This window comes from Ruegeria sp. BA12 (assembly GCF_056539625.1).
This window is the reverse complement of record NZ_JBQFVF010000001.1, coordinates 20,822-34,410: the sequence shown is the minus strand read 5'-3', so window position 1 is coordinate 34,410 and position 13,589 is coordinate 20,822. Positions and strand designations below refer to the sequence as shown.

The window sequence follows — 13,589 nt, the reverse complement described above, 5'->3', positions numbered from 1 at the left end:
ATGAGCGGATGATTGTGTTGGAGAAACGGCCGCAGCCGTCCAAGGCGTGGTCTTATGCCACCCCGCTGGTGGCGGTGTTGGCAACGATGGTGTTTGGCGGCATTCTGTTCGCCATTCTGGGTAAGAACCCGATCGAAGCCATCGGCACTATTTTCTGGGAACCTCTGTTCGGAGAATTCGCCTTTTATTACCGTCCGCAATTGCTGGTGAAAGGGGCACCTCTGGTGCTGATCGCCATTGGCCTATCGCTGGGTTTCCGCGCCGGTATCTGGAATATCGGGGCCGAGGGTCAATACATCATGGGTGCCATCTTTGGGGCCGGTGCGGGCTTGGCCTTCTATCCGCTAGAGGCGTTTTACGTCTTTCCGATCATGGTGATCGCTGGCGCGCTTGGCGGTTGGTTGTGGGCATCCATTCCGGCCTTTCTAAAGGTCCGCTTCGGCACCAATGAAATACTTGTTTCGCTGATGCTGGTGTACGTGGCCGAACAGATGCTGGCCTCGGTCTCGCTGGGCCTGCTGAAAAACCCCGAAGGCTTCGGCTTTCCCGGCTCGCGTAACCTGCAATCCTATGAAAGCGCACATAATGCGGAACTGATCGCGGGGTCCGGGATGCACTGGGGTGTCGTGACCGCGCTGATCGCGGTGATCTTTGCCTATGTCCTGCTGAACCGGCACATGTTGGGCTTCCACATCCGGCTGACCGGAGAAGCCCCTCGCGCGGCAAAGTTTGCAGGCGTGAACCCGGCGCGGCTGATCTTGTTCTGCCTGGGTCTGTCCGGCGCGCTGGCCGGGCTTGCGGGCATGTTCGAAGTGTCCGGCCCCTCGGGTGTGGTCAGCATCGACTTTAACGTCGGTTATGGCTTTACCGCGATCATCGTGGCCTTTCTGGGCCGTCTGCATCCGGTGGGTATCCTGCTGGCCGGTGGCCTGATGGCGCTGACTTATATCGGCGGTGAAATCGCGCAGTCTCAGCTGGGCCTGCCCGCCGCTGCCATTCAGGTGTTCCAGGGGATGCTTCTGTTCTTCCTGCTGGCTTTCGATCTTTTGACCAACTACCGCATCCGTGCGGCCCATAGCGAGGTGGCGTGACCCATGGATTTAGGTGAAATCAATCCCGTACTTCTGATCGCCTCGCTGATGGTGGCCGCAACTCCGCTGCTGTTGGCTGCAATCGGAGAGTTGGTGGTCGAGAAAGCAGGCGTCCTGAACCTTGGCGTCGAGGGTATGATGATCGTGGGTGCAATCAGCGGATTTGCGATCTCGGTCGAAACCGGCTCACCCTGGCTGGGGTTCATTGCGGCGGCCATCGGCGGCGCCGTACTGTCGCTACTGTTTGTGCTGCTGACACAGTTCGCGCTGGCCAATCAGGTTGCAAGTGGTTTGGCCCTAACCCTGTTTGGCCTGGGTTTCAGCGCCCTTCTGGGCCAAAGCTATGTAGGTATCAAGCCGCCCAGCATGGGTGACATCCACATCCCGGTGATCAGCGATATCCCGGTGATCGGCCCGATCCTGTTCCAGCATGACCCGATCCTGTATGTCGGTATCGCACTAACAGCCGCCGTGTGGGCCGTTCTGAAATACACTCGCGTCGGTTTGATCCTGCGCGCGGTGGGTGAAAACCACGATGCGGCTCACGCCTTGGGTTACAAGGTTATCAAGATCCGCATCATGGCGATCCTGTTCGGTGGCGCATGCGCGGGCCTCGGCGGAGCCTATATCAGCCTGATCCGCGTCCCGCAGTGGACCGAGGGTATGACGGCCGGTGTCGGCTGGATCGCCCTGGCGCTGGTGGTCTTCGCCAGCTGGAAGCCATGGCGCGCCTTGCTGGGTGCCTATTTGTTCGGCGGAATCACGGTGTTGCAGCTTAATTTGCAGGCGGCGGGCGTTGCCATTCCAGTCGAGTATCTGGCAATGTCGCCCTATATCATCACGATCCTTGTGCTTGTGATCCTTTCGGCCGACAAGAGCAGCGCACCTGCCTCACTAGGCCGGATCTTCCATGCCTCACACTAGGGGCCAATTAAACCAACTTGGGGAGTAACACATGAAATTCACATCACTTTTGGCAAGCGCCGCCATGGCGCTGGGTCTGGCGACAAGCGCCATGGCCGAAGACAAAACCAAAGTCGGTTTCGTCTATGTCGGCCCCGTCGGCGACGGCGGCTGGACCTATGAACACGACAAAGGCCGTCTGGCGGTCGAAGAGCATTTCGGTGACAAGGTTGAAACCGTGTTCGTTGAATCGGTGCCCGAAGGCCCGGACGCTGAACGTGTGATGACTCAGATGGCGCTGGAAGGGGCTGACCTGATCTTTACCACTTCGTTCGGCTATATGGACCCGACCATCAACGTGGCCAAGAAATTCCCGAACGTGAAGTTCGAGCATGCGACTGGCTACAAGACCGCCGACAACGTCTCGGTCTATTCTGCTCGCTTTTATGAAGGTCGTGCCGTTCAGGGCCACATCGCCGGTAAAATGACCGAGTCGAACATCGTCGGCTATATTGGTTCCTACCCGATCCCCGAAGTGATCCGCGGCATCAACTCGGCCTATATTCACGCCAAGAAGGTGAACCCGGATGTCGAGTTCAAGATTGTCTGGGCCTACACTTGGTTCGATCCCGCAAAAGAAGCGGACGCCGCCACCGTTCTGATCGAACAGGGCGCCGACGTGATCCTGCAGCACACCGACTCGACCGCACCGCAGGCGGCCGCGCAAGAGGCAGGCAACGTGATCACCTTCGGGCAAGCCTCGGACATGAGCGAATACGCCCCGAAGCCACGCGTATCCTCGATCATCGACAACTGGGCGCCCTATTACATCGCGCGCACCCAGGCTGTTATGGATGGGTCGTGGGAAACCGTGAACACCTGGGACGGCATCAAAGAAGGCATGGTTGAGATTGGCGAAATCTCGGACGCGGTTCCTGCCGAAGTGAAAGAAGAAGCGCTGGCGATGAAGGCCGCCATGGCCGCAGGTGAATACCACCCCTTCACGGGTCCGCTGAAAAAGCAGGACGGCAGCGACTGGCTGGCAGAAGGCGAAACCGCCGATGACGGTACACTGGCAGGGATGAACTTCTACGTCGAAGGGCTGGAAGGCGACATTCCGCAGTAAACCTAACAACACTCACACCGAAGGGCTGGCCATTTGGCTGGCCCTTTTTTGTTGGAGTGCGCCTTGACGAACGGGCCGGCACCAGACCTGATGGGGTCGGTGATCCATCAACGGTGGGACGAAAAACCGATGCAAACCAAGGCACAAGATCGCAGCCGCTGGTGGATACTTGGCGCGATGGGGGCCATTCTTGGCGTCATATTGCTGGATGAAACAGTCGTCAGTGTCGCGTTGCCCACCATCCGGGCCGAACTAAATCTGTCGCGGTTGGATGCGCATTGGGTGGTCAATATTTACCTTTTGGTGTTGGCCTGTTTTGCCGGCGCTGCGGGACGATTGGGCGACATTTTGGGCATCCGGGTTTTGCTGAGCGTGGGCCTTTTAATCTTTGGTCTATCCTCAGCGTTGGGAGGGTTTGCCGAGAGCGGCCTGGCGCTGCTGACGGCCCGCGCGGTTCAGGGCGTTGGTGCTGCGCTGATCTTTCCCTTGTCGATGGTGGTGCTGATCCAGTCCTTCGATGAAAAGGAACGCGGTCTTGCCCTTGGTCTGTACGGCGGCATCGGAACAGTCTTTCTGTCACTCGGGCCACTGGTCGGAGGCATACTGACCGAATACTTGTCGTGGCGCTGGATTTTCTGGGTCAACCCGCCAATTGTATTGGCTGTTGCCGCGATTGCCTGGGCCTACTGGCGTGATCCACCACACCAGCCTGTACTTGGGTTTGACTGGAAGGGTCTGTTGCTGCTGGTGCCGGGTCTGGCTGCGCTGGTGTTCGGGATCATGGAGGGGCCAGATCGGGGCTGGACCCAGCCCGAGGTGATTATGGCGCTTCTTGCAGGCTTCGTAGCGCTGGCCCTATTTGTCCGGGTCGAACAACGCATTCAAACGCCACTGATTGCAATATCACTATTTGCAAAGCCGGGTTTCGCGGCCTCGAACATGATCCTGTTCACTGCGCAGTTCGGCAAGATTGTCCTGTTTGTGTTCGGCGCGTCGTATTTTCAAACCAAACTTGGCTTTTCACCGCTGGCCGCCGGTGCCGCCCTTTTGCCAATCGCGTTTCCGCAGATCTTCGTGGCCCCATTGGCCGGTAAGGTGGCCGACAGGTTTGGCACGCGCGGCCCATCGCTGACGGGCACAGCGTTGGGGACACTGGCCATCGTGCTGGTTGCGTTGGGAATGCATCTGGAAGTCACGGCGCCGATCTTCGCTGGCTATGTTTTGTGGGGGTGTTGCGTACCGTTCCTGTTTGTCCCGCCCCGACGGACCATCATGCTTGCCGTGCCACAGGATCTGCACGGGCAGGCCAGCGGGATATCCATGACGTTTCAACTGTTGGGTGGCACGGTCGGCATGGCCTTGGGCAGTTCCGTCTATGCCCTCAGCAACTCATACACCATGGTATTTGGCTTTGTGGCAGGCTTCGCAGCCTGCGTTCTGGCCTATTCTTATGCCTCGCTGACCGAGGCGAAAATACCCGGCCGCGCGACTAAGTGACGGCGCGGCCGGGGTTGGTTTAATGACCGGTCAAAACCAACGTATTCACCGGCATCAGGATCAGACGCAGGCGCAGGCCCGCAGCGTGAACAACGCCAATCGTGTCGATCACATGCAGCGTTGCAGATTTCCAGAAACCCAAATCCTCATGCTCTAGCCGTTCGTGGTTGTCGGTATAGACATTGGCCAGACAGTTGCTGCCCGGCGGGATGTCATCGGCCATGCTTTTATAAAGCGGCTCCATATACACCAGGATTGATCCGGGATTGGTATTGGCCTGCACATCCCGCAGCTCATCCGAAGGGCGAATTTGGCCCGAGGGGATAACATCCTGCACCTCAACCACGACCATCGGGATCACGGTGAACGGCTTGGTCATACAACCCAGCTCTCCGATCATTCCTGGCTTGATAACCTGAGCGGACATTTGGTTGAAAGCGGCCTGAAACCGATCATGGCCCGAGTGTGACGGCACCAAGATACCTGCCGGACGCAACAGAGGGCTGACATAGTCGCCGACCTGCAGGCCAAACTGTTCAATCCGGCCAGTGACCCCGGCGCTGATCACGGTTTTGTCCAGCTCGGTCAGGGCAGCGTCCAGCTGAGCGTTGGCGCTGGCCAGTTGAGCGGGGATCAACTCCTCGATCTGCTGCACGACTGCTGCGCGCTGTGACTCGGCGGCCCGCAATTGTGCCTCACGCTCGGCCACCAGGTTTTCCAGCCGGTCAATCTCGGCCAGACGCACGGCGCTGGACCCTTCGTCCCGCAGCGTGGTGTTGCGTTCAAGATCCTCAAGCGACTGATCCAACGCAGCGCGTGCCCCGGCGATGCCAGCCTCAGCCTCAGCCAGATCGGTCTGCGCCACCCTGAGCGATGCCTGAACCTGCGCTATATCGGCGTGCGCGGCCTCGACCATGGCTCTCTGTGTGAAATCCTCGATCCGGAAGATCGGCTGCCCCGCTGTCACGAGTTCATTGTTTTTCACATAGACCTCGGATACGCGACCACCCAGTTGTGGCAGGATCGTCACGGTGCGGAAATACGAGGCCGCCGTCTTGCTCGCCGGATGAAAGTAGAACAGCGTGGTGATCACGGTCAGCGCCAGAATCGCACAGGTGGTCAGACCCCAGCGCAGTTCGTACCACATGGTAAACAGGGTAATCTCATGCCCGATCCGCTTACCCTGCACGTAGCGTCGAAACAGGTAGTCGGGCAGCACCGTCACCAGCGCGCACATCAATGTCTCAAGCATATTCTAATGCTCCTGCTGCGCGGTGGGTTCGGTGGGTTGGGCCGGTGCGGGGCCTTCGGGGCGTTGATTGCCCAAAGATCGGATTGCATCCGCAATAGCTCTGAGTGGAGCGGCCACATCGGGGAACTGGAACCCAGCCACCAGAATGGCGGCGACCCAGAACAACCCGTTATGGGTGAACAGCGCCAGCAAGGCCAGTATCCCGACCAACTGGAACTGAGGGTGGTTGGATTCGTGCGCTATTTTTTCGGGGATCGAATGCAGGGTGAAATATCCAACCCCGATCAGAACAATCACCAAAACGGTAAACACAAACATGAACGTTAAAAGAAAATCACTGCCGTCCGCCTGGGTCACGTAGGACGGAATATGCCCCGTGGCCATCGGGTGTAAATCTGCGGTACTCACCCTGCCCTCCTGTTATTGCTTGTTACTTCTTTGGATGGGTTGATGCGCAAATTCAAGCCTGCTTAGAGTTCCAGGCAGGTTGGGACGATCGGTTTCGCCATAATAGGTACGCGGTGAAAAGGGGACATATGATTGATTTTCTTGTCATAGGCGGCGGTATCGCCGGTCTGAGCGCCGGGGCACGCCTGTCATATCACGGTCGGGTAACTGTGCTCGAGGCTGAGGATGCGTTGGGCTATCACGCGTCTGGCCGGTCCGCCGCGTTGTTCGAGGAAAACTATGGTCCGCCCTCCGTCGTTGCGCTGAACAGGGCCAGTGCCGCGTTTATGCGAGCTGAAAACGGCGGGTATCTGACGCCCCGCGATCTGATGTTGGTTGGTCGTAAGGATCAGGCCGAAATCTTAGAACGGGACGTCCAGGATCTGAATATGCAGGTGATCCAAACGGCGCAGGCGCTGGCACGTGTGCCAATCCTGAACCCCGACACTCTTGGGTTCGCAGCGCTCAGCAGTGGGGCATTTGATATCGACACGGACCGGTTGCTGCAGGATTTCGCCCGCACCATTCGCGGCAATGGCGGTGACGTGGTGACCAAGGCCAAGGTCACCGCCATTCGCAAGGATGGGCGCTGGGTCGTCGAGGCTGGGGAAGTCTTTGAAGCCCGCATCCTGATCAATGCTGCCGGCCCTTGGGTTGACGAGATCGCCGTGATGGCGGGGATTGCACCAATCGGAATAATTCCGAAACGCAGGTCGATGGCGCGGCTGCCTGCCCCCGGCGGGCATGACCTGAGCGGCTGGCCGATGATGTTGGGCGCGGGTGAGACATGGTATGCCAAGCCCGATGCAGGCAAACTGTTGGTTTCCCCGTGCGAGGCCGACCCCGTACCACCGCAGGATGCCTACGCCGATGACATGGTGTTGGCTGAGGGGCTGGCCCGGTACGAAGAGATGGTGACCGAACCCGTCACCCGGGTTGAGGTAAACTGGGCAGGGCTACGCAGCTTCGCGCCGGATGGAACTTTGGTATTGGGGCCCGATCCGTCTGATCCGTCCTTTGTCTGGTCTGCGGGTCAGGGGGGCTATGGGTTCCAGACCTCTCCGGCGGCTTCGCAACTGGTTGCTGATCTGACAACCGGCGCGACATCTGAACTGGACCCTGAAATCATTGCTGCCCTCAGCCCGAAAAGGTTGCGTCGATGAGCAAAAGAACCCTCCCCTCCAACGCCAGCGTTGCCACCGAAGGTCAGGACGGGCGGCTTGTCGCCCCTGCCGCGACCCGCAATGCCGAAGCTTTGTGTGACCTACTGGCTCAATGGACCCCCAAGGCAGGCCGGGCGCTGGAAATTGCCAGCGGCACCGGCCAGCATGTCAGCGCATTCGCCCAGTGCCTGCCAAACCTCATCTGGCAACCGACCGAAGTCGAGGTCGAGCGGATAACCAGCATCAAAGCCTATGCTGCCGATCTGCCCAACGTTGTGGACGCAGTGGCTTTGGACGCCACAGCGCAAGGTTGGCACACCGAGTTCGTCGGTCAGGACCTGATCGTCCTGATCAATCTGGTGCATCTGATCAGCTGGCCGGAAACACAAATGCTGGTGACCGAAACCGCGCAGGCGTTGGCCCCCAAGGGGCGGTTTATCCTGTACGGACCATTCAAACGTTCGGGGCAATTGACCAGCGATGGCGACCAACGCTTTCACGATGCTCTGGTCCAGCAAGACGCTGAGATCGGGTATAAAAATGATGAAGACATTGCCGCGTTGATGCGCGCCCAGAACCTGACCGTCCTCGGGATGGTCGAGATGCCTGCGAACAATCTGGCCTTTATCGCAGAAAAGCCCGGCCAATAGTAAAACAGGCGGCACCTTCGCGCCGCCTGTTCTCTGTCCGGGTTAACCGTCCTTGCGGATGGTTTCGTTTTTCGGATCGTAGGGGCTGTCGCAGGTCACGACCGCATCCCAAAGCTTGTCCTGAATTTTGACCTTCAGCTTGGTGCCTTCGACTGCCATTTCAGGTTTCACGTAGCCCATACCGATGGATTTTTCGAACGCCACCGAGTAGCCGCCTGAAGTCAGACGGCCCACACGCTCGCCTTCTGGCGTGTACAGCGCCTCGCGGCCCCACGGGTCGGCATCGTCCGGTCCGTCGATCAACAAAGTGCAGCACTTCACACGCACGCCGGTTTCTTCCAGCTTGGCCTTGCCGTGGAAGTCCTTTGACAGGTCGACAAAACGCGGCAGGTCAGCTTCCAGCGGGGTCGCGTCGCGGCCCAGTTCGGTTCCAAAGGCGCGATAGGATTTCTCCTGACGCAACCAGTTCTGGGCGCGCGCGCCAACCAGCTTCATACCGTGCTTCTCACCCGCTTTTTCCAGCAAGTCGAACAGGTAGTTCTGCATCTCGATCGGGTGGTGCAGTTCCCAGCCCAGTTCACCGGTATAGGCCACTCGGATCGCGTTGACCGGGCACATGCCCAGTTCGATCTGACGGGCCGACAGCCACGGGAAACGCTTGTTGGACAGCGCGGTTTCCGGATCGGCGTCCTTGATGACCTCTTTCAGAACGTCACGCGACTTGGGTCCGGCGATGGCAAAAACGCCCCACTGCGTGGTCACGTCCTGGATTTCGATATAGCCGAACTCATCCATCTTGTCCTCAGCCGCCTTACGCAGATAGTCGGCGTCATACTCGGTCCAGGCGCCGGCTGAAACGATGTAATAGTTATTCTCGCCATTGCGGACGATGGTGTATTCGGTTCGGGTGGTGCCATGCGAGGTCAGCGCGTAGGTCAGGTTGATACGACCAACTTTGGGCAGCTTGTTGCAGGTGAACCAGTCCAGAAACTGGGTAGCACCGGGGCCTTTGACGACATGCTTGGTAAACGCGGACGCGTCGACCAGACCCACGCCTTCACGGATCGCTTTGGCCTCTTCGACTGCGTATTGCCACCAGCCACCACGACGGAACGAACGGCTTTCCTTATCAAAGTTATCTGGCGCATCGGTGGGACCGAAGTAGTTCGGACGTTCCCATCCGTTAACCCAACCGAACTGCGCGCCGCGTGCTTTCTGACGGTCGTAGGCCGGAACAGTCCGCAGCGGACGGCAGGCTTCACGCTCTTCATCCGGGTGGTGCAGGATGTAGACGTGCTCATAGCATTCTTCGTTCTTGCGGGCCGCGAACTCGGTGGTCATCCAGTTACTGCTGTAGCGTTTGGGGTCCAGCGAGGCCATGTCGATCTCGGCTTCGCCATCCACCATCATCTGTGCCAGATAGTAGCCGGTGCCGCCTGCAGCCGTGATACCAAAGCTGAAACCCTCAGCCAGCCACATGTTGCGTAGGCCCGGAGCCGGACCAACCAGTGGGTTGCCGTCGGGGGTATAGCAGATCGGGCCGTTGAAATCGTCTTTCAGACCAGACTCGGCGCAGGACGGCACGCGTTCGGCCATCGCCATGTACTGATCAGCAATCCGGTCCAGATCCAGCGGGAACAGGTCCGCGCGAAAACTGTCCGGAACGCCGTGTTCGAACTGCGCAGGCGCGCCGTGTTCGTAAATACCCAGAATCCAGCCGCCACGTTCCTCGCGGGCGTAAGATTCGTTGTCAGCATCACGGACAACAGGGTGTTCGGGGTTGCCAGCTTCGCGCCATTTGACCAGCTCGGGGTCTTTGTCCATGACGATAAAGGTGTGCTCGACCGGGATCGCAGGCATTTTGATGCCCAGCATCTTGGCCGTGCGCTGCGCGTGGTTTCCGGAAGCGGTGACGACATGCTCGGCGGTGATAACAACCTGCTCATCCGAAGGAATGAGGTTGCCGCCCTTCTCGACCATCTTAGTGCAGGTGACTTCCCAGTGGGTACCGTTCCAGTGGAACGCATCGGCTTGCATCTTGCGGACGATATCGACGCCGCGTTGACGGGCGCCTTTGGCCATCGCCTGCGTCACGTCGGCCGGGTTAATGTAACCATCTTCAGTGTGGTAGATCGCACCCTTCAGGTCCGACGTCTCGATCAGCGGCCAGCGTTCCTTGATCTGGTCCGGGGTCAGCCATTCATATGCAACGTCGCAGGTCTCGGCGGTGGACGCATACAGCATGTATTCGTCCATACGTTCTTGCGTTTGGGCCATGCGCAGGTTGCCGACCACAGCAAACCCTGCGTTCAGACCGGTTTCTTCCTCAAGCGTCTTGTAGAAGTCGACCGAGTACTTGTGGATGTGAGTTGTCGCGTAGGACATGTTGAACAACGGCAGCAGGCCAGCGGCGTGCCAGGTCGAGCCGGACGTCAGCTCATCCCGTTCAATCAACATCACATCATCCCAACCCGCTTTGGCCAGATGATAGGCAATCGAGGTCCCAACGGCGCCGCCGCCAACAACCAATGCTTTGACTTGGGTTTTCATAACCGGGCGTCTCCCCTTGAATTCAGTTGACACCATATGGCGCATTTGAAGCACCCGGCGCGACATTCATCCGACCAGTGAGAGAAAAAAAACGACCCGCTACCGTAAACAGACTGCGGAATCATCGTGATTGGCGTTATTGCCCCGAGGCTGAACACCGCTTGATGCTGCCAACCTGCGCGCAGGACGTCCCTAACCCGCCCTTATGCACGCGCACTGGTTGCGAGGTTTTTTTCGGGGCCGGTTTCACTGCCGTATCCTTGTACTTGGGCGCGGCAAAGGCTGGCAGCTTGTTTTTCAGCCTGTTGAAAAACCCCGATCCTTTGGCCTGGTCCTCTTCTGCCAAAGCCGCCTGGCGCTGATCAGAGTCCAACAGCAGTTTTTGCGCCCGACCATATCCGATTTGCAGGATGTCCTGATTTTCGAATACCTCACCCCCGGTAATATCCATGATGCCATCGCTGTTGAAATCCGACGCCGTCATCGAATTGACCATCATCGCCGTGACATCCAGATTCTTGAGCTTTTCATCGGTGATCTTTTCCTGAACCAACTGCATTTCCTTATACAGCTGATCCATCTTTTCGGCGACCTCTGGCTGGCGGTCTTGCTGGACCGAAACACCCTGCCCCACCACAAGCGACGGATAAGTCAGTAAAGTGTTAAGGGCGGCATAATCGACGGCCTCCAAAAGCTCTAGAATCGTGGCGTCATCGGCATTAGTGCCCATCCGGATCACAACCTCTTCGTCAATCCCGATCCGCCCGATGATCCTGCGATAATCCACCGCTTCGGTGGGATTGGTCAGGTCCTGAGTGATTTCCATGAATGCGACACCGTCAATCACCGCAAAACCCTGTTTGATCGCGGTATGCGACATGAAATTTTGCTGCCGCGAAAGGGCCATGCCCGCCAGCGAGTTACGCGCCGATTTAGGTTTGAGGCTGATGTCGAACCAGACGACCTCATCACCTTTGGCATATACCAGCCCGGTTTCGCTCAGCTTGCGCGCGATCCCTTTCTTGCCGCCTTTCACCAGACGCATCAGTTCAGCCGTACCAGATACCGAACTGATCAGGGGGATCGGGGCATAATTCGAAAGCACCGTATCGACGGGCGCGCTGTCCATCTGGGTCAGCTCAAATTGTGCCCATCCGGCGCTGGCTGCTGGCAGATAAGACTTGGCCCCGGCTTTCCAGCGTTTTTTCCGGTTACGTTCGACGGCTTTGGCCTCACGCTCTTCCTGTTGTTGCGCAAAACGGTGCTTGATCGATTCGACATAACCACTGACGGACAAAGTGCCTTCGTGCTTTTTGCCCTGTTGGTAATAATCAAGGCCCACAATAGTCGATATTACGACCACCATAAAACCAAAAATCCGCAAAATGCCCATCTGAGATTCCAAAATCAATCGCTGCTCATTTTTGCGAAAGATAGAATGGAATTTGGGCAGCCTTGTGGCTTTCAGCCCGAAATTTTAATGATGGTCGAAATCTGCATTCGACAGGATTTTCCCAGGGTTCATGATGTTGTCCGGGTCGAGTGCTTTTTTGATTGCATCCATATAGCTGACCGCCGCGCCCAGTTCCTTGATCAGATAGGGTCGCTTGCCCTGCCCGATTCCATGCTCACCGGTACACGTGCCCTCCATCGAGATGGCCAGATCGTTCAGCCAACCGACAAACCCATCCGCCCGCGCCACCTCATCGGCGTTGTCCATGTCGATCAACAGCAGAGTGTGAAAATTCCCGTCCCCCACATGCCCCACGATCGGTGCCATCAGGCTCAGTTCCTTGGCCTTGTCCCGGGTCGTGGTGACGCATTCCGCCAGGCGCGAGATCGGAACGCAGACATCGGTGGAAATCCCCCGCGCACCGGGGCGCAGTTGCAGGCTGGCCCAGTACATATCATGCCGGGCCTGCCACAGCCTGTTGCGCTCTTCCGTTGCTGAGGTGGCGGCGAAATCCATAACACCGAACTCGTCAGCGATCTGACCAAAGGTTTCGGCCTGCTCAACCGCGCCGGATTCCGATCCGTGGAATTCCAACAGCAGCAAAGGCGTTTCCGGCAGGTTAAGACCGGAATAGGCGTTGGCTGCCTTGACTGACAGTTCGTCCAACAGCTCGATCCGGGCCACGGGCACGCCGTATTGGATCGTCATCATCACCGCCTGACAGGCCGCATCAACTGTTGGAAAGGAGCACCGGGCCGAGGTGATCGCCTCGGGGATGCCCTGCAGGCGCAGGGTGAGTTCGGTGATTATGCCCAGCGTGCCCTCGGCCCCAATCAGCAAGCGGGTCAGGTCATACCCGGCCGAGGATTTCCGTGCCCTGCGGCCGGTGCGGATGATCTGACCATCGGGCATGACCGCTTCAAGGCTGAGGATATTGTCCTTCATCGTGCCATAGCGCACCGCGTTGGTGCCCGAGGCCCGCGTTGCCGCCATCCCGCCCAGCGATGCATTGGCACCGGGGTCAATGGGAAAGAACAGGCCCTGATCGCGCAGATGGGTATTCAGGTCTTCTCGCGTCACCCCTGGTTGCACGACGCAATCCAGATCACCTGTATGCACGGCCAGCACCTGATTCATTTGGCCCAAGTCGACCGAGATACCACCCGCCGGGGCGTTCACATGCCCTTCCAGCGATGTGCCAGTGCCAAAGGCGATCACCGGCACCTTGTGCTGGGCACAGGTTTTGACAATCTCGGATACTTCCGCGGTCGAACGGGGAAAAACCACCGCGTCCGGGGCCTGATTGTTGATCCAGGTTGTCGTGTGCCCATGTTGTTCTCGGACTGAAACGCCGGTTTGCAGGCGATCACCAAACCTCTGCTTTAGAATACTGACAGCCGTTTCAATCCCGGCCTCGTTTCGCGGCAACGCTGCTGCCTGCACCATGTAATTTTCCT

The 13,589-nt window shown here is 58.3% G+C and carries 11 protein-coding genes; 6 read left to right on the top strand and 5 right to left on the bottom strand.

Annotated elements, in window-relative coordinates:
- The first annotated feature begins 8 nt into the window (after positions 1-8).
- The 4 genes from ACR0B0_RS00140 to ACR0B0_RS00125 all read left to right on the top strand — a co-directional run bounded on the left by ACR0B0_RS00140 (position 9) and on the right by ACR0B0_RS00125 (position 4,617).
- Positions 9-1,091 carry an ABC transporter permease gene (locus ACR0B0_RS00140; protein ID WP_170360597.1) on the top strand — a complete coding sequence of 361 codons (1,083 nt, stop codon included), beginning with the start codon at positions 9-11 and terminating at the stop codon, positions 1,089-1,091.
- Positions 1,092-1,094: 3 nt separating this feature from the next.
- A complete protein-coding gene (locus ACR0B0_RS00135; RefSeq protein WP_170374180.1) occupies positions 1,095-2,015 on the top strand; it encodes an ABC transporter permease in 921 nt (306 codons plus the stop codon).
- 31 nt (positions 2,016-2,046) lie between these two features.
- The gene (locus tag ACR0B0_RS00130) at positions 2,047-3,120 is read left to right on the top strand and encodes a BMP family ABC transporter substrate-binding protein (protein WP_170347786.1); all 1,074 of its coding nucleotides are present in this window, start codon (positions 2,047-2,049) and stop codon (positions 3,118-3,120) included.
- Between the two features lie 63 nt (positions 3,121-3,183).
- Entirely contained in the window at positions 3,184-4,617 is a 1,434-nt protein-coding gene (locus ACR0B0_RS00125) for an MFS transporter (RefSeq protein WP_480645964.1), read from the top strand.
- 19 nt (positions 4,618-4,636) lie between these two features.
- Here ACR0B0_RS00125 and ACR0B0_RS00120 read toward each other — a convergent pair whose 3' ends face one another.
- Positions 4,637-5,869 (bottom strand): HlyD family secretion protein, encoded by a 1,233-nt coding sequence (locus ACR0B0_RS00120; RefSeq protein WP_480645963.1) that lies wholly within the window; start codon positions 5,867-5,869, stop codon positions 4,637-4,639.
- Positions 5,870-5,872: 3 nt separating this feature from the next.
- Complete coding sequence (locus tag ACR0B0_RS00115; protein ID WP_170349334.1) at positions 5,873-6,253, bottom strand: hypothetical protein; 381 nt, start codon at positions 6,251-6,253, stop codon at positions 5,873-5,875.
- Between the two features lie 152 nt (positions 6,254-6,405).
- Here ACR0B0_RS00115 and ACR0B0_RS00110 point away from each other — a divergent pair, with 152 nt between their 5' ends.
- A complete protein-coding gene (locus tag ACR0B0_RS00110) occupies positions 6,406-7,479 on the top strand; it encodes an NAD(P)/FAD-dependent oxidoreductase (RefSeq protein WP_480645962.1) in 1,074 nt (357 codons plus the stop codon).
- Positions 7,476-8,129, top strand: a complete 654-nt coding sequence (locus ACR0B0_RS00105) for a DUF938 domain-containing protein (RefSeq protein WP_480645960.1) — start codon at positions 7,476-7,478, stop codon at positions 8,127-8,129. The genes ACR0B0_RS00110 and ACR0B0_RS00105 overlap by 4 nt, the downstream gene beginning before the upstream one ends.
- Before the next feature lie 42 nt (positions 8,130-8,171).
- Here the strand turns inward: ACR0B0_RS00105 and ACR0B0_RS00100 are convergent, their stop codons facing one another.
- From ACR0B0_RS00100 to ACR0B0_RS00090, 3 genes are all read right to left on the bottom strand, one after another.
- Positions 8,172-10,679: a GcvT family protein gene (locus tag ACR0B0_RS00100; protein WP_170347781.1), complete on the bottom strand. Its 2,508-nt coding sequence runs from the start codon at positions 10,677-10,679 to the stop codon at positions 8,172-8,174.
- 136 nt (positions 10,680-10,815) lie between these two features.
- A complete protein-coding gene (locus ACR0B0_RS00095; protein ID WP_480645958.1) occupies positions 10,816-12,090 on the bottom strand; it encodes a hypothetical protein in 1,275 nt (424 codons plus the stop codon).
- Between the two features lie 66 nt (positions 12,091-12,156).
- Positions 12,157-13,578 (bottom strand): FAD-binding oxidoreductase, encoded by a 1,422-nt coding sequence (locus tag ACR0B0_RS00090; protein WP_480645957.1) that lies wholly within the window; start codon positions 13,576-13,578, stop codon positions 12,157-12,159.
- Positions 13,579-13,589: the final 11 nt, after the last annotated feature.

What these genes read in the sequence shown, in the direction of transcription:
- ACR0B0_RS00140 (WP_170360597.1), top strand. Translation starts at nt 9, where the DNA reads ATGATTGTGTTGGAGAAACGGCCGCAGCCGTCCAAGGCGTGGTCTTAT.
- ACR0B0_RS00135 (WP_170374180.1), top strand. Translation starts at nt 1,095, where the DNA reads ATGGATTTAGGTGAAATCAATCCCGTACTTCTGATCGCCTCGCTGATG.
- ACR0B0_RS00130 (WP_170347786.1), top strand. Translation starts at nt 2,047, where the DNA reads ATGAAATTCACATCACTTTTGGCAAGCGCCGCCATGGCGCTGGGTCTG.
- ACR0B0_RS00120 (WP_480645963.1), bottom strand. Translation starts at nt 5,869, where the DNA reads ATGCTTGAGACATTGATGTGCGCGCTGGTGACGGTGCTGCCCGACTAC.
- ACR0B0_RS00115 (WP_170349334.1), bottom strand. Translation starts at nt 6,253, where the DNA reads ATGGCCACGGGGCATATTCCGTCCTACGTGACCCAGGCGGACGGCAGT.
- ACR0B0_RS00110 (WP_480645962.1), top strand. Translation starts at nt 6,406, where the DNA reads ATGATTGATTTTCTTGTCATAGGCGGCGGTATCGCCGGTCTGAGCGCC.
- ACR0B0_RS00105 (WP_480645960.1), top strand. Translation starts at nt 7,476, where the DNA reads ATGAGCAAAAGAACCCTCCCCTCCAACGCCAGCGTTGCCACCGAAGGT.
- ACR0B0_RS00100 (WP_170347781.1), bottom strand. Translation starts at nt 10,679, where the DNA reads ATGAAAACCCAAGTCAAAGCATTGGTTGTTGGCGGCGGCGCCGTTGGG.
- ACR0B0_RS00090 (WP_480645957.1), bottom strand. Translation starts at nt 13,578, where the DNA reads ATGGTGCAGGCAGCAGCGTTGCCGCGAAACGAGGCCGGGATTGAAACG.